The sequence below is a fragment of the Aureibacillus halotolerans genome, assembly GCF_004363045.1.
Classification (GTDB): Bacteria; Bacillota; Bacilli; order Bacillales; family DSM-28697; genus Aureibacillus; species Aureibacillus halotolerans.
The window spans coordinates 45,825-61,936 of record NZ_SNYJ01000016.1; the positions used below are offsets into that span (position 1 = coordinate 45,825).

Below are 16,112 nucleotides of genomic sequence, written 5' to 3' on the forward strand. Positions count from 1 at the left end.
AAACCATATCGATCTGTTATGGAGTTTCCCTAATTTCCGCCGATCTATGCATTTGATCATCATGAACAAAAGAAAGGAGGCGACAGCATCCGCTGTTGCCACCCTTACAGAAGGTATTACAAGGAAACGCCAACCTTTTTTTGCGCTGAATTGGCTGTATAGGCTGCTTCGTTTAACTTCGTCAGCTCAATCATATCTTTACTTGTAATATCTGGCTCTGTACCACGTAAGATCATATCGACCCATTGCTCAATCGGCATACGTCCTTTTTGAGGCAAATCGTTCGTTACAGAAGCCCATTCTCCATTTGTCTTGCCGGCTGAGATGAGCTTTATGTCGCCGTCCCTTATCAGCAAGGCACCTTCTGTTCCATACAATTCAAGCGAGAAAGGGCTACCATAGGAAACGAAGCCTGTTTCCAGAATGCCAATTGCTCCATTTCCATAGTCTAAAGTGACGACGGCTTGATCCTCAACCTCTGACGCGTATAAACGGCTCATTTGAGCGCTTACAGAAGTGGCTGGACCTGCAAGACGATTGCTTAAATAAATTGGATGTGCGCCTAAATCAATTAATGCGCCTCCTCCACATGTTGCTGCATCGTAAAAATGTGCCGGTAGCCAGCCTGTTGTTTGGCCTTTCCCCGGGACACTGCCATTATGGGCCATGCGACAACGAAGTGTCGTCACATTACCAAGCCAACCTTCATCGACTGCCTGCTGTGCATACAAATAGAAAGGTTCTGATAATCTTGGCAATGAAAGCATAAAAGAAATGCCTTGTTCATCGGCTTGTTTTAGGATCGTGTCGCAGTCCTCCACCGTCAACGCGAGCACTTTTTCTGAGAAAATATGCTTTTTCGCTTCAATGGCTTTTAACATCACTTCGCGGTGCATTGACGTAGGTGTGTCAATAACAACAGCATCAATTTCGGGGTGAGAAAGCACTTCATCTAACGATTCAACAAAAGCAACACCTAACTCATCCGCCCATGCACGTCCACGATCGGCATTTTCATCCCACACCAATTTGATCGCCAACTCAGGGTGTTCGTTTACTTGCTTGGCATAATCTGATGCGTGGACATGCCATTTGCTTAACATAGCTACCTTGATCATTTTTAAAACCTCCTCGTCTTATGTACACTTCCCTCCCATTGTATCAGAGCTTTTTGGAAAGAAGGAGCATTTAGCCCAACAAAAAACTCCTGCGAAATTTACAGGAGGAGTTTTATTCAGCCATGCGTTATAATTTCGTCAATGATTCCGTACGTTCTCGCCTCTTCGGCGGTCAGGTAAAAGTCGCGATCAGCATCCCGTTCCACTTTCTTTTCAGGCTGTCCTGTACGTTCAGAAATGATTCGATTGAGCTTTTCCCTCGTAAGCAGCAAACGTCGCGCTGCAATATCAATGTCGCTCGCTTGCCCCTTCACACCACCGAGCGGCTGATGTAGCATGACTTCACTATTCGGAAGGGCATATCGTTTCCCTTTGGTTCCTGCCAATAATAGCATCGCAGCAAAGGAAGCCGCCATCCCCGTACAAATGGTCCGCACATCTGGCTTTATATAATTCATCGTGTCAAAGATCGCAAACCCTGCAGTCACAGAACCGCCTGGACTGTTGATATAAATCGAAATGTCCTTTTCCGCATCATCAGCTGCTAAAAAAAGCAACTGGGCGACAATTGAGCTCGCCATCTGATCGGTAATTTCCTCGCCTACCATGATCACACGATCCTTTAGCATTCTTGAATAGATATCGTAGGACCGCTCTCCAGTTGAAGATTGTTCAATTACATATGGAATTGTTGTCATTTTCATCCCCCACTCTTTTATTCACACGTGTTTATGCCGCCATGCTCATTGACATCGATAGTGGCTGAAGACTCGGAAGCTGAGGAATCGCTTCGATAAATAGCGAGGCATCGTTTTGTTCAATGGCTGTTGTCATGACCTTTCGTAAATGCTTCCACTCAGTCTCCTCTGACGTGTCAAACGGCTCTTCCTCTTTATCGTCCTCTTGCAGGTTTGTGCGCGCGCGAAACAAGGCTCCCTTCACAGCTGTTTCAGAAAGCTGAAGGGCACTGGCAATATCTTTAAGACGATATTGAAAACCTTCTTTAAGGAAAAAAACAGCAGCCTGCTTCGGAGTGAGACGCCGCAGCAAATAATCGACCGTATGAAGGCTCTCTGAAGGTGGTCGACAAGCGTCGTGTTCATCCATTGCCATTAAGGTCTCTTTTGACCGTTTTCGGACACAATCAATCCAGTAATTCCTAGCAATTTTCTTGACGAGCGCTGGTGACAGCTCAGCTTCAGAATAATACTCCATAATCTTAGCCATCGCATCCTGGGCAACATCTTCACGGTCCCACTGGTCTGACACGAAGCAACGGCTATAGGAGAGGACATCCTCATACAGTTTGAGGTATTTCTCATCGTCCTCAGCAACAGCGTTCACTGACATTGATCTTCCACTCCTTTCATTACTTCTTAAACGTGTGAGAGTGAAAAAAAGATATGGGGTACGTTAAGAATATTGAGGGAATCATCAAAAAGCAAACCGAAGCACAGGAAACTAAAAAATGAATGTTGGATATATGCTTAAGAGATGTTGAAAAAAGGGCATGAAAAAAGCTACCCGCGGGGGACGGATAGCCGAAAAAAGGGGGAATACAACATAAAAACTTTTGTTGTTACTACTACTCTTCCCGTTTCTATAAAATATATGCATGAAAAAACAAGTTTTTTTAAGACATTTTATGCCTGCGTTAACTCAACGTCAATATTGCCTCGTGTCGCCTTTGAATATGGGCATGTTTGATGAGCAGCTTCCAGCAATTCTTGCGCTGTTTCGTTTGCGATGCCAGGAAGATTGACTTCGAGCTTCACGGCCAATTTAAAGCCTCCATCACTCTCGTCTTTGCCAATCGTGACTTCACCAGTAATTTTAGTTTCATCTGGAATCGATATTTTCTTTTGACCTGCAACAAGACGTAAGGCACTTTCAAAGCATGCCGAATAACCAGCCGCAAACAACTGTTCAGGATTTGTCGCTTCCTTGCCAGCGCCGCCAAGCTCTTTTGGCATAGATACATCTAAATCAATAATGCCGTCAGAAGAACGTACATGACCATCTCGTCCACCTTGAGCTGTTGCTTTTGCTGTATACAAAGGTTTCATTAATAATGCCTCCTAAAGTGTAGTAGTTGAGCGTACTCTTTATATTCCACGAATTGGGGCCTCTTTAAACATGCACACTGGTTTTTACTCCCATACACACAAAATCCCCCTCTTCAGCAGACAAGTGAATTGTCTGTTAGGAGGGGGGGCAACCGCAACTATTTATTGCATTGGGAATGCATTTCGAACATAAGCTTCAATATCTTTCGACGTGGCATGTCCTAAGATTTCTGCTTTTACAGCTTCTACATCAGCTTTTTTCGTTTCAAGTAGTTGGCTGCGTGCAGGTAGGATGGATGTCGCACTCATTGAGAACTCGTCTAGACCGAGGCCAAGCAGGATTGGGAGCGCTACTTCATCTCCAGCCATTTCGCCACACATGCCCGCCCATTTGCCTTCCTTATGAGCCGCATCAATGACATTAGAAATCAATCGTAAAACAGCAGGGTGGTACGGCTGGTAAAGATAAGCGACTTGCTCGTTCATCCGATCCGCTGCAAGTGTGTATTGAATTAAATCATTCGTACCAATGCTAAAGAAGTCGACCTCTTTAGCGAATTGATCTGCAATCACGGCTGTTGAAGGAATTTCAACCATAATCCCAACCTCAAATGAGTCGGATACGTCTACACCTTCGTTTTGGAGCTGCTCTTTTTCTTCTTCAAGCAAGGCCTTTGCCTGACGGAACTCTTCCAACGTAGCAATCATTGGAAACATGATTTTAAGGTTGCCGTATACGGATGCGCGGAGTAACGCACGCAGCTGTGTTCTGAAAATATCTGTTTGATCAAGACACAAACGAATGGCACGATAGCCTAAAAACGGGTTCATTTCCTTTGGAAGCTCTAAGTAAGGAAGTTCTTTGTCGCCGCCGATATCGAGCGTACGGATGACAACAGGCTTGTCGCCCATGCCTTCAAGCACCTTTTTGTAGCTTTCAAACTGCTCGTCCTCAGTTGGCAGCTCTGTACGTCCCATATACAAAAATTCCGTACGGAACAAGCCGACACCTTCCGCACCATTTGCAAGTGCACCTTCGATATCGTCAGGAGTACCTATATTGGCAGCAAGCTCGACATGCACACCATCGGCCGTTACGGACGGCTCATTTTTCAGCTTCGCCCATTCAGCTTTTTTCTCTTCATAGCGAGACTGTTTCGTTTTGAATTCCTCTACCGTCTCGTCAGAAGGATTAATATGAATATTGCCGCTTAACCCATCCACAATAAGCCAAGTTCCGTTTGAGATCTCCTCTGTAATCGTCGATGTTCCAACAACAGCAGGAATTTCAAGCGATCTTGCCATGATGGAAGAATGGGAGGTCCGTCCACCAATATTAGTCGCAAAACCTTGCACAAACTGCTTATTCAACTGCGCTGTATCGGAAGGAGTCAAGTCATGAGCAATGACGATGACCTCTTCATCAATCGCACTTGGGTCAGAAATGTCCACACCAAGCAAGTGAGACATCACGCGTTTGGTCACATCCTTGATATCAGCAGCACGTTCTTTCATGTACGCATTGTCCATCGATTCAAACATCGTTACAAACGTTGAAGACACTTGGTCAAGTGCAGCTTCTGCGTTAATTTTCTCTGAAGTAACGACCGCCTTCACCTGATCAACAAACTCAGGATCTGATAAGACGAGCAAGTGAGCAGAAAAGATTTCCGCTTCTTCTTCTCCTAATGTTACTTTTGCATGTTCACGGATGCCTTCTAATTCACCCTTAGCCACATCTAATGCCTTTGAGAAGCGGTCATTTTCTTCTTCTGTATTCGACACAGTTGTTTTTTCTATCGTCAAATTCGGTTCTTCTAAAATAAATGCTTTCGCAATGGCTATACCGTTGGACGCTGCAATGCCTTTTACAACTTTGGACATGTTGTTGCTCCACCCTTCTCTCTCAATCAGCACGACGCACAAACGACGCACATTCTAGTGCTATTGTAACAAACCACTGTTGCCTATTCTACAATGATCTCTTGAAATGGCAACTATATAAAGAAAATTTGATTGATGAAAAAGCTTACATTTCATTTATAGAAAGGTTTACGGTTTTGTTCGTTTTTCTAGCTGCTCTTTTCTTAGTGTGTAGCCAAGATCATCCTTTAATGACCGCGTCAACAAGCAACCAAGCGTAAAGGCCAAGCCAACGATTCCCACATAAAGCCCCCAGCCTGTCGTTGAATGATAAATCCACCCATACGCAGACACAAACAACCCAAACGACATTAACAAAGGCAACAACGAATTGTTTGGCATATGAATATCAGCCAACGGCTCAGCATAGGTCATTTCATACCGACCTTCCCTTTTTTCTTGCCACCATGGGTCTAAACTACGAACAAGCGGGAGCTGCTCGAAGTTGTAAAAAGGAGGCGGACACGGCAGCGACCACTCCAGCGTACGGCCATTCCATGGGTCGTACGTCGTTCGCTGGCGTTCAGACAAGGCGGTGTAAACAATGTTGATGATAAACAAAAAGGTAGCGGCAGTCATAAAAACGGCCCCAATTGTACTGACCATATTCCCCCAGGCTAGACCCTCGTCCGCTCCATAAGTGAAATACCGGCGAGGAAGTCCCCATAAGCCGAGAAAATGCTGAATGAAAAACGTGAGATTGAATCCGATTGAAAAGAGCCAGAACACGATTTTTCCCATTGTTTCGTGCAGCACTCGGCCAAACATAATGGGCCACCAATAGTGTAGACCAGCAAAAATACCGAATACTGTCCCACCAACAATCACGTAATGAAAATGCGCCACAACAAAATACGTGTCATGGTACTGATAATCCGCAGCAGCGGAGGCAAGCATGACACCCGTTACCCCACCGATAAGGAAGGTTGGGATAAACGCAACACTCCATAGCATTGCTGAGGAGAAGACGAGTTGTCCGCCCCACATCGTAAACAACCAGTTAAAGATCTTAATCCCTGTCGGCACGGCGATCGCCATCGTTGCCACAGCGAAAATCGCATTGACGAGAGGCCCTAAGCCGACAGTAAACATGTGATGCGCCCACACCATAAAACCGAAAAAGCCGATGAGCAAAATGGCAAACACCATCGCGGTATAACCAAACAAACGCTTTCGAGAAAATGTCGAGATAACGTCGGAAAAGATCCCAAACGCCGGAAATATTAAAATGTACACTTCAGGATGACCAAAGATCCAAAACAAGTGCTGCCAAATGTGCGCATTCCCCCCGACGTCTGGGGAAAACACACCCCCACCGAACAAGCGATCAAACATCAATAGCAGCAACCCCGCTGTCAATGCAGGGAAGGCAAACAAAATAAGAACAGAGGCACCGAACGTTGCCCACGTGAATAAAGGAAGGCGCATATACGTCATCCCCGGTGCACGCATATTGATAATGGTCACGAGAAAATTAATGCCAGACAATAATGTTCCAATACCGGAGATTTGCAACCCCATGACATAAAAGTCAATGCCGTGCCCTGGAGACACTAAAGAAAGCGGCGCATAGGACGTCCAACCCGCATCTGGGGCGCCTCCTAAAAACCAACTCGAATTTAACAAGATCCCACCGAAAAAGAAAAGCCAGAACCCGAGCGCATTTAAAAAAGGAAAAGCGACGTCCCTTGCTCCAATTTGCAAGGGGACAACTGCATTCATTAAACCAAATAAAATGGGCATTGCCGCAAGAAAAATCATTGTGGTGCCGTGCATCGTTAACATCTCATTGTAAAGCTGTGCAGGAAGGACATCATTGTTAGGGACCATGAGTTGCCAGCGCATGAGGAGCGCTTCCATACCTCCTAGTAAAAAGAAGAATCCCCCTACAATTAAGTACAGCTTGCCAATTCGCTTATGGTCTACAGTCGTCATGTATTCCCAAACACCATCAATGATCGGTACACGTTGTGCATGTGCAGACATTTCGTTTCAGCTCCTTATCCGTTTCATGTATTCATTTCGTTCCTTGTGGTTTGGGCCACCTAGAATCGACAACGTTTTCTCTAGCGTGCCACCGATGAATGAGAGCGGCTGAATAAGAAAAAAACACAAGCCATTGCAGTCCAATAATTAGACTTCCACCCACAAATGCCGTTCGGCTCGTCATCCAAGCCCCCTGCCCATGAGGGTATTGCGAAAAGGTCGCAATCGTAATTAGCAATAGCGCTACATGCAGGACGAGTAAATAGAACAATCTTTGCCCCTCTGTCATTCGGCGGGCGCCAGGCACTGAATGTGTCACTGGCCACCACATACAAACAGCAGATGCTCCCACAATCGCCATAAACCCAATATCTAGCACGCCCCCGTCATAAAGCACCCGAACCACCCCTGGGAGATGCATGACGGTATACAGCACCAAAAAGCCTATGCCCCCAGTGACGGGATGCCCTAAATAGGAGATCATCCTCCTCCGACGATACGGCCACACAAGTTGCGCAACTGTGGCACTCGATAAACTTTGAAGCACAATTGGAATGATTAAAAAATACAAAATGCCCTCTTGAAACACCCGGAGCTGAAAAGGGTACGCCACATACAATGTGTGAGGAAGAGGGCTTAACAACGTCACCCAAAGCAACACCAACGCCACCAAGCGCCTCCACATCCGTTTCCTTTGAACCACAGTCAAACGCCCACGATTCATCCGTAAGCAAATACCAGAGACGACCAGCACACCAAATAAAGTAAAAATCACATCCCACACCCAGTCCATCTCCACCCTCCTCACACATACGTTGGGAGTTAGTATCCGCAGAGGAAAATAAAAACATACATGACATCGAAAAGCGGAGGTGAGCATGCTTTGAAGCGCAGAGTAGAACATCACAGCGCGAGGAAATGGTTCTTCACATTTCCTCAGCGGTGGGATTTCTACCTCGGAGCTTCAGCGAGCCGCAGCTAGACACGAAATGCGGAGGTGAGCGCGCTTTGAAACGAAGGGCAGAACATCACCAAACAGGGAAATGGTTCTCCACATTTCTCTCGTTTGGGGATTTCTGTCCCGCAGTTTCAGCGAGCCGCAGCTAGACACGAAATGCGGAGCGCCGTACGCTCAGAAGCGCAGGTCAGAACATCATCGGGCAGGGAAATGGTTCTCCACATTTCACTAGCACGAAGATTTCTGCACCGCAGCTTCTACGGCGCGCAGCTAGACACGAAATGCGCAGGCGAGTACGCTTTGAAACGGAGGGCAGAACATCACCAAACAGGGAAATGGTTCTCCACATTTCTCTCGTTTGGGGATTTCTGTCCCGCAGTTTCAGCGAGCCGCAGCTAGACACGAAATGCGGAGCGCCGTACGCTCAGAAGCGCAGGTCAGAACATCATCGAAAAAAAACATTTACTAACATAAAAAAAAGACTGCTCCAATCGTCACATTTGTGACGTTGGGCAGCCTCTATAGGGATCAAGCTTCTACCTAAGGATCCAACGATTTTTTAAGTCCTTACGTATTTGCGAGACATCAGAGTTAGCAACGGCTAGTAACGCACCAAGTGCTCCACTAAACTCGCCCTGCTCGATAAAATGAGGGATTTTGTTGCGAATTTTTGTATAGCTGGAGCATACTTGCTTTAAGGATGATTGAGAGGAAAGCGTCGATCCGATGTAGACGATATCATTTGTGCTGTACTGCACAGCAATTTGTGCACTAATCGTTACGATGCTTTCCCCGATCATTCCAGTGATCGCCGCGAGTTGATCATCTTTTTTTTGAGCTGCCTCTCTGTTCGACCATGCCTTTCCAAAATTGCTAGCCGTCAGTTCCCCAGGGATTGGCGGGACAGCATCTACATAGATATCTTGAACAGTTAAATCAATCGCTCCTCGTTTCCCTCGGAGGGACCCTTCGACAATGTCCTCGTACCTATGCACACCTGTTAGCATGGCTGACAATCCCATCAGTGTACCACCACCGAGACCAATGCCCGTTGCCCGTTCGCTCGTATGCTCATCTAAATAATGAATGGAAGTGCCTGTGCCAATATTGGTAAGAACAAAGGAAGAAACCATAGGGTTCTGAGCTCCTAAAAGCTCACGCACCCCTAAAGTAGTGGCTTCAAATTCTACCATTCGTTTTGTTGCTGGCGGAAGATCTTTTGCAAACCAATCTGCCTTTCCCCCGGTAATGCAGATGGCTTCTCCATTGACTTCTTGACGCAGTTCGTCGAGGATGGATTGTGCTTCTGTGCTCGGCATCTTGGAAAATGTGAGTTGACCATCCTTCCAATAAGCAAGTTTTACAAGCGTGCCCCCTGCATCTATTCCTACATACACTGACATCTCACATCAATCCCACTTTCGTACGTACGATTTACACATGTATAATCAAACCAAAATCAGCTGTCTTGGTCAACCTTTTCTCCTTAATTCAGGATGTTGGAAACGCTCGCTTCATTGCCTCATTAACTTTTACACTTGTTCACACAGCTCGCTTGATGTGAAAATTCACTACCTCGAAAAAGAAGGCTGACCAAATTAATTGCCCTCTGTAAGGATGTCTCTCAATACCTTTTATCATACAAACTTTGCTATTCTAACGGAACACTTAAAAGTCGATCATCGCTACTACTCGGTGTTCCTCTTCCATCCCGATTGTTTGTCACAAAATACAATATTCTATCCTCAATGTATACATCGCGGATCCGGCCTTGGTTTGACACAATGGGTGTCACCTCATTTTTACCAGGGGTATAGGCAAACACACCTTCTCCACGAAGGCCTGCAAAGTATAGCGTGCCGTCGATGCTATCGAGACCAGAGGGCGCCCATGTTGTTTCACCAGAGTGTATGATTGGCTGTCTCATGCCCTCGGCACTTTCATCACCGCGAATGGTTGGCCATCCGTAGTTGCCACCCGGCTCAATCTCGTTGATCTCATCCTGTGCAGACGAGCCATGTTCTGTCGCGTACATTGTACCGTCCTCTAGCCAAGTGATGCCTTGTGGGTTTCGATGGCCATAAGAGTACACGTAAGAATCAGGAAAAGGGTTGTCCTCTGGGACTGTTCCGTCTTTGTGAAGTCGGAGAATTTTGCCTGCCAAGCTCTCTTTATCCTGAGGCAACTCCTCATTTCCCGCATCCCCGGTAGTTACATACAGCAAACCGTGAGGACCAAAAGCAAGCCGACCGCCATTGTGTATAGGAGACGCTGGAATATTATCGAGTAACACAGCAGTCTCTTCCCAAGCTCCTTCATTTTCTGTAACAGAAATTAAGCGATTGCGAAGCTCTCCATCAACCTCATACGTATGATAAAGATAGGCTAAACGATTGCTTTCAAAATCGGGGTCAAGCACAAAACCTAGCAAACCTGATTCACTTTGTTGGGTTACAGGCGTGGCTAGGTTTACTGTTTGTGGTGTTTTTTCTCCATTTTCCTGTACAAAAAGCAGCTCACCATTTCGTTGGGTGATATAAAAACCATTTTGGGCTCGAGCAATTGTCCATGGCACATTCAACTCTTCGGCAATACGCTCCTCTTGTGAAATCAACTGCGACGTTTCGTCCTCAGACTCTGTTTCTTGCTGAACGTCTTCTTCAGGTTCAGGCGTCGGCTCAGGAGGTTCGTTCGTTTGGCACGCCGCTAAAAAAATACTCGTTATGGCAATAGGGAGTATTGCCCCTAAAACATTCTTCATTAGATTGACCACCCTCTCATCTTTGTTCTTACCCTTTTCTTTCACATCTTTCCACTCTTTAAAAACTTAAAAACGGCTGGAACAAAATCGTTCCAGCCGTTTTATTATTTTCGAATTGCCTCACGTGCCGTGTTCTTATTCTCAAGGTCTGTCAGCAGTTTATTTCCATTTTTCTCAGCAAGGCTTTGCAAAATGCCATTTAAATCAATGCCCGAAACATCCTTTAACGTTTCAGGAAGCTGTGTCATTAGGGACGTCACATAATTGCTGACCTTCGCTGCACCCCCTCCACTACCACTTCCACCTTGATCAATGACAGTAATCTTATCAATGTTTTGCAACGGTGCAGCGATTTTCTCTGCATACTCAGGGAGCATTTTTGTAATCATGTCGAGAATCGCAGCTTCATCGTATTTCTCCATTGCTTCAGCAAGTTTTTCTTTTGCCTCTGCCTCTGCCAAACCTTTTGCTCGGATGGCATCCGCTTCAGCCAGACCACGTTGACGATTTGCCTCGGCATCGGCTTCCCCATCCAAGCGAACTTTCGCTGCCGCGGCTTCAGCAGCACGAATGCTTGTTACTTTGCTCGCTTCTGCACGCTGCTCTTCTGCATAACGATCGGCATCGGCTTTTTTCTTCACTTGAGAATCGTATTGACGTTCACTGCGCAGAATCTCTTTCTCTTCTAGTTCAATCGATTTTTCCTTCTTCACAATTTCAACTTGCATCTCTTCCTGTGTAACGACCTGCTTTGAGCGTGCGGCTTGCAGCTCATAAGACATATCGGCCTCGGCCTTTGCTTTGTCCTGGTCTTTTTTGTAGGAGGATACTTTTAACTCTTTGTCACGTGTTGCTTCTGCTATATGTGTATCCCGAAGCAATTCCGCTTTTTCAGACTCTTCATCTGCCTGAGCCTTCTTAATTCTGGAATCACGCATGGCTTCTGCTTCGGAGATATCTGCATCACGCTTGACCTCGGCGATACGAGGTTTTCCAAGCGCTTCTAAGTATCCATTCTCATCGCGCACATCTTTAATCGTAAAGGACACAATTTGCATGCCCATTTTGTTTAGATCAACCGCTGCTTGGCCCTGCACTTCTTGGGCAAAGCGTTCACGGTTTTTGTAAATTTCCTCGACCGTCATTGTACCTAGAATTGCTCTAAGATGACCTTCAAGAACTTCCTGTGCCTCATTTTGCAGCTCGCTGTCCTGTTTGCCAAGAAATTGCTCTGCCGCAGTCGCAATGCTTTCTGTCGTGTTTTTCACTTTAATGATCGCTGTTCCATCAGCCATTACTGGTACACCGTTTTCTGTATAAACGTTTGGTGTTGAAACATCAAGCTTATGTGACCTTAAGCTGATGAGCTCAAATTGCTGAAACACGGGCAAAATAAAAGCGCCACCGCCACGAACAATCTTAATTTTACCTCCAGATTCATCTGTATAGGTGGTCTTGCTTCCTAGAAAACTTCCGGTAATAATCATTGCATCATCTGCGCCTACCGTTTTATAGCGCATCGCAAACGTAGCGGCCAACAGTAGAAAAACTGCTGCGACTGCCCCGATAATAATTGTTACTTCCATTTAAAATTCCCCCTCTTCATAAAATGGACTGACATGGACTCCTTCATCAATTTTGATGACGACAACTTTTGTACCTTGTGGAATTGGTGTGTTGTCAAAGCTTACAGCAGCCTCATTACGACTCCCGCTCACTGACGTAAAGAACACTTCCCCATACCCTTCTGCTGGAATGGATGTAATGACCTTGCCGATACGACCTTCCAGCTCGTATATTGAATGTGTGCTTGAAGATTCCGCATGCTGAAGAGGAATGATAAAAAAATTGAAAATAAGCACATAGGCTACAATTCCAATAATGATGCTGATGACAAGGCCCCAAATCGGTGTTGTGTCAGGAAGTATAATACTTACAAGCAACCCACAAGCCGCAATCACAGCAAGTGTGCCAAACATGAGCAATGGATGAAGAAAACCATCCAAAACACCTTCCATTAAATCACCTAGCAGAAAATACAATACGGAAAATGCAAGTGAACATCCAAGCACCCACCAATACACTGTTATTAAATCGATTGGTCTCCCCCCTTTGTATGTAAATGACATCCCTCTCACCTAGTGTTACGAAAATTAACACAGAGAAGTTTCATTTTTTGGATGTCACATCCATTTATACCATGAAATACGCCTGGCTTCCATCCCCGGAGCCAGGCGTATTTCGTGTTCTTATTGAAAGTCTACGTACAGGAGTGGCGAACAATCAACTCTGAATCAATAAGAATTGGCTTAAGATCACTTTTTCCATGGATCAAATCATTGAGCATATGCGCCGCCAGCTTTCCCAACCGTTCTTTATCCTGTCTCATCGTCGTTAGTTGTGGCGTGCAATAGCGGCATGCCTCAATATCATCGCACCCGATCACGCAAATATCTGTGGGCACTAGCAATCCCACTTCAAGAATGGCCTTCATCGCTCCAAACGCCATTAAATCTGAGGCGGCGAAAACAGCTTGGGGAAGCTGGGGAGAATTCAGGATTTGCCGCATCGCAAGATAACCGCTTTCCTCAAAATAATCTCCGAATGCAATCCAATCTTCACGAACCGTCATACGCAAATCTTCCATGGTTTCACGAAAGCCCTTTTCCCTTAAGCTTGCCACAACATTTTCTTTGTTTCCCCCAATATATGCAACATCGCGTATCCCATTGACATAAAAATGCTCGACCACACGTGAGGAAAGCTTTTCATTATCCGTGATGACATAACTTGAGTTCGGTCCCTTAATCTCAAGATCAACAGCTACACAAGGCACATCGCTTTGAACAAGCTCATTCGTTGCCTCCTCGATATCATCGCCTGCAATTATCAGGCAGCCATCGACTGAAAAATAGTGACATCTCTCTAAGTAACTTCCGTTTCCCTGCTTGAATGTTTCGCTCGAGAACATGATAATATCATAGCCTAACTTGCCCATAATTTTCTTAAATGAGGTGACCACCTCATTGAAAAACGGATGAGTAAAATCGACGTTTACCTGTCCAGCATAAACGAGACCAATAAGGTTCGATTTTTTTGTAGCTAGCGATTTAGCAAAAAACGTTGGGTGATACCCGGTTTCCTGAATTATGTCCAACACTTTTTTCTTTGTTTTGACAGAAACACCTGAATAGTTGTTCATTATTTTTGATACGGTGGCCGGAGACACTCCGGCCATTTTTGCGATATCTCTTATCGTTAAACTCATGTCTCCCATCCTATCCGCTCATCATCACCTTTATTCAAATAATTATATCACAGGTATTCCCATCGGACGGATAGTCTTTTTGCCTTCAAAACCGAAACAATGCTCGTTTGCGTTATTTCACAGAACCCTCTGTAATACTGGAAATGAACAAACGATTGAACAGTAAAAAGACAATGATGAGAGGAACTGTGGACCAAAAGACACCAGACATCACCATTCCAAAGTCAATATTGCTTGTAGCTGTAAGGGTTGCTAAAGCCACTTGGATAGTATATGAATCTGGGTTCCGCAACACAGTAAACTGCCAGAGAAACTCTCCCCAAACCGCAGTGAAGACGATTATCCCTAACGTTGCAAACGCCGGAAGGACAATCGGAAGAATGATGCTACGGTAGATTTTAAAGTTTGAACAACCGTCTAATTTCGCAGCCTCCATCAGCTCATCAGGAACAGACTGGCTAATGTATTGCCTCATTAGAAAGATACCAAGTGGATTTAAGAAGAACAAAATCATTGCTCCTGATAGCGTATCCAACAAATCGGCCTTGGCAACGAGTAAATATTGTGGGATTAACCCGAGCTGTGGCGGAATGACCATGGTGAGAAGAATCGCTACAAAGAAGACATTTTTTCCCGGAAACGAAAACTTTGCGAATGCGTAGCCAGCCAATGAACTAATGAATAGGACCACGAGCGTCGCTGCTAGACAGATAATAAGCGTGTTGAGCATTGCTTGAAAGAATGGAATTTTGTCCATCACTTTTTGGAAATTCTCGACGAGCAGCCCCCCTGGTACGAGTGCCGGAGGTATCGAATTATACGCAGCACTAGGCTTGGTGGCCATGACCAACATCCAATAGAAAGGGAAGATAGCGAAAAAGGCGGCCAATGACAAAAAACCATAAACAAACACCGACCCACCCGTTATTTTCTTACGGCCAACTGCACTCATTTCCGAACCCTCCTTTGTCTTCCGATGCCTGATGAAAGGAATGTGTTAATTGCGGCTAGTGTCACAATGATTATGAGCAGGATGACAGCAGTCGCTGACGCCGTGCCATAAGATTGGAGTTGAAACGCATCTCGATACAAATACATGACGATCGTCATCGCTTCATCTCTCGAAAAAGCTGCGTTGCCTAAAAACACTGTAGGCTCAGCAAATAGCTGCAACGCCCCAACGGTGGAGAAGAAGACCGTTAACGTAATAAACGGTTTAAGCAAAGGAAGCGTAATAAAACGCAGCTGTTGTGGACGCGACGCCCCATCAATCGTTGCTGCCTCGTACAGATCCTTTGGAATGCTCTGCAGACCAGCCAAATAAATGATTGTATTGTAGCCAACCCAACGCCAGAAAACCATTAAGGAAATGGCTACTTTCGTCCCCCACTCTGATGTTTTCCAGTTAATTGGTTCCATGCCGAAAAGACTTAGAATATAGTTTGCAAGTGCCGTTTCATTGTTACTGAAGAAGACGGAAAAGACGAGTGCAACGGCGACAAGTGACGTTATGTACGGCATAAAAATAGTGACACGAAAAAAATGCTTCATCTTTAATACACTTAGATTTAGTAAAAAGGCTAGAAGAATTCCAACGACAAGCTGCGGCGCCGTGCCCATAATACCGATAATCAACGTATTCGAAAGCGCCTTCCAAAACAAAGGATCTTCAAGAACGATTTTAAAATTGTTTAGCCCTGCACTCGTCATTGGAGTTAAACCGTCCCAACGATGAAACGATAAGTATAAGCTAAATACAGCCGGGTAAAGACCTACTAGTGAAAAGATAAGGAAAAATGGAGAAATATAGAGATAAGCACTCAGGCGGTCCTTTGTTTTCTCAGAGAGACCACTTTTCTTAGGAACGTTTTGTTGCTTTTGCTTATCTGTAGATATCATTGAAAATCACCTCTTTCTCTTATGCTTACATAAAGTATCTAGTGACCCATCAGGTAACGTAGATCTTATTTTATTCAGGATGAGTTATGGTTCTTGTTTTCGCACAAGTTAACAGCTGGAAAACATTTTCTCT

General features: G+C 45.2%; 14 protein-coding genes. All 14 read right to left on the bottom strand.

Features of this window, described 5'->3' with window-relative positions:
• Positions 1–116: 116 nt before the first annotated feature.
• Positions 117–1,118 (bottom strand): Gfo/Idh/MocA family protein, encoded by a 1,002-nt coding sequence (locus tag EV213_RS15900; protein WP_133581543.1) that lies wholly within the window; start codon positions 1,116–1,118, stop codon positions 117–119.
• Positions 1,119–1,234: 116 nt separating this feature from the next.
• Positions 1,235–1,816, bottom strand: a complete 582-nt coding sequence (gene clpP / locus EV213_RS15905; protein ID WP_133581544.1) for an ATP-dependent Clp endopeptidase proteolytic subunit ClpP — start codon at positions 1,814–1,816, stop codon at positions 1,235–1,237.
• Positions 1,817–1,847: 31 nt separating this feature from the next.
• A complete protein-coding gene (locus tag EV213_RS15910; protein WP_133581545.1) occupies positions 1,848–2,468 on the bottom strand; it encodes a sigma-70 family RNA polymerase sigma factor in 621 nt (206 codons plus the stop codon).
• A gap of 293 nt (positions 2,469–2,761) precedes the next feature.
• Complete coding sequence (locus EV213_RS15915) at positions 2,762–3,184, bottom strand: organic hydroperoxide resistance protein (RefSeq protein ID WP_133581546.1); 423 nt, start codon at positions 3,182–3,184, stop codon at positions 2,762–2,764.
• Positions 3,185–3,346: 162 nt separating this feature from the next.
• Positions 3,347–5,068: a phosphoenolpyruvate--protein phosphotransferase gene (ptsP, locus tag EV213_RS15920; protein ID WP_133581547.1), complete on the bottom strand. Its 1,722-nt coding sequence runs from the start codon at positions 5,066–5,068 to the stop codon at positions 3,347–3,349.
• A gap of 168 nt (positions 5,069–5,236) precedes the next feature.
• A complete protein-coding gene (locus tag EV213_RS15925) occupies positions 5,237–7,093 on the bottom strand; it encodes a cytochrome c oxidase subunit I (RefSeq protein ID WP_133581548.1) in 1,857 nt (618 codons plus the stop codon).
• A 31-nt stretch (positions 7,094–7,124) separates the two neighbouring features.
• Positions 7,125–7,886 carry a cytochrome c oxidase assembly protein gene (locus EV213_RS15930; RefSeq protein ID WP_166639358.1) on the bottom strand — a complete coding sequence of 254 codons (762 nt, stop codon included), beginning with the start codon at positions 7,884–7,886 and terminating at the stop codon, positions 7,125–7,127.
• A 701-nt stretch (positions 7,887–8,587) separates the two neighbouring features.
• Positions 8,588–9,454, bottom strand: a complete 867-nt coding sequence (gene coaW / locus EV213_RS15935) for a type II pantothenate kinase (protein ID WP_133581550.1) — start codon at positions 9,452–9,454, stop codon at positions 8,588–8,590.
• A gap of 248 nt (positions 9,455–9,702) precedes the next feature.
• On the bottom strand, positions 9,703–10,812 hold the full coding sequence (locus EV213_RS15940; RefSeq protein ID WP_133581551.1) for a PQQ-dependent sugar dehydrogenase: 1,110 nt from the start codon (positions 10,810–10,812) through the stop codon (positions 9,703–9,705).
• 104 nt (positions 10,813–10,916) lie between these two features.
• On the bottom strand, positions 10,917–12,398 hold the full coding sequence (locus tag EV213_RS15945; RefSeq protein WP_133581552.1) for a flotillin family protein: 1,482 nt from the start codon (positions 12,396–12,398) through the stop codon (positions 10,917–10,919).
• Entirely contained in the window at positions 12,399–12,941 is a 543-nt protein-coding gene (locus tag EV213_RS15950) for an NfeD family protein (RefSeq protein ID WP_133581553.1), read from the bottom strand.
• 131 nt (positions 12,942–13,072) lie between these two features.
• On the bottom strand, positions 13,073–14,080 hold the full coding sequence (locus tag EV213_RS15955; protein WP_133581554.1) for a LacI family DNA-binding transcriptional regulator: 1,008 nt from the start codon (positions 14,078–14,080) through the stop codon (positions 13,073–13,075).
• 112 nt (positions 14,081–14,192) lie between these two features.
• Complete coding sequence (locus EV213_RS15960; RefSeq protein ID WP_133581555.1) at positions 14,193–15,032, bottom strand: carbohydrate ABC transporter permease; 840 nt, start codon at positions 15,030–15,032, stop codon at positions 14,193–14,195.
• Positions 15,029–15,979 carry a carbohydrate ABC transporter permease gene (locus tag EV213_RS15965; RefSeq protein ID WP_133581556.1) on the bottom strand — a complete coding sequence of 317 codons (951 nt, stop codon included), beginning with the start codon at positions 15,977–15,979 and terminating at the stop codon, positions 15,029–15,031. The genes EV213_RS15960 and EV213_RS15965 overlap by 4 nt, the downstream gene beginning before the upstream one ends.
• Positions 15,980–16,112 lie beyond the last annotated feature (133 nt).

Excerpts from the sequence above, each read along its gene's own strand:
- EV213_RS15965 (WP_133581556.1), bottom strand. The coding sequence starts at position 15,979 with ATGATATCTACAGATAAGCAAAAGCAACAAAACGTTCCTAAGAAAAGT.
- clpP (WP_133581544.1), bottom strand. The coding sequence starts at position 1,816 with ATGACAACAATTCCATATGTAATTGAACAATCTTCAACTGGAGAGCGG.
- coaW (WP_133581550.1), bottom strand. The coding sequence starts at position 9,454 with ATGTCAGTGTATGTAGGAATAGATGCAGGGGGCACGCTTGTAAAACTT.
- EV213_RS15955 (WP_133581554.1), bottom strand. The coding sequence starts at position 14,080 with ATGAGTTTAACGATAAGAGATATCGCAAAAATGGCCGGAGTGTCTCCG.
- ptsP (WP_133581547.1), bottom strand. The coding sequence starts at position 5,068 with ATGTCCAAAGTTGTAAAAGGCATTGCAGCGTCCAACGGTATAGCCATT.
- EV213_RS15950 (WP_133581553.1), bottom strand. The coding sequence starts at position 12,941 with ATGTCATTTACATACAAAGGGGGGAGACCAATCGATTTAATAACAGTG.
- EV213_RS15930 (WP_166639358.1), bottom strand. The coding sequence starts at position 7,886 with ATGGACTGGGTGTGGGATGTGATTTTTACTTTATTTGGTGTGCTGGTC.
- EV213_RS15910 (WP_133581545.1), bottom strand. The coding sequence starts at position 2,468 with ATGTCAGTGAACGCTGTTGCTGAGGACGATGAGAAATACCTCAAACTG.
- EV213_RS15925 (WP_133581548.1), bottom strand. The coding sequence starts at position 7,093 with ATGTCTGCACATGCACAACGTGTACCGATCATTGATGGTGTTTGGGAA.
- EV213_RS15940 (WP_133581551.1), bottom strand. The coding sequence starts at position 10,812 with ATGAAGAATGTTTTAGGGGCAATACTCCCTATTGCCATAACGAGTATT.
- EV213_RS15900 (WP_133581543.1), bottom strand. The coding sequence starts at position 1,118 with ATGATCAAGGTAGCTATGTTAAGCAAATGGCATGTCCACGCATCAGAT.
- EV213_RS15945 (WP_133581552.1), bottom strand. The coding sequence starts at position 12,398 with ATGGAAGTAACAATTATTATCGGGGCAGTCGCAGCAGTTTTTCTACTG.
- EV213_RS15960 (WP_133581555.1), bottom strand. The coding sequence starts at position 15,032 with ATGAGTGCAGTTGGCCGTAAGAAAATAACGGGTGGGTCGGTGTTTGTT.
- EV213_RS15915 (WP_133581546.1), bottom strand. The coding sequence starts at position 3,184 with ATGAAACCTTTGTATACAGCAAAAGCAACAGCTCAAGGTGGACGAGAT.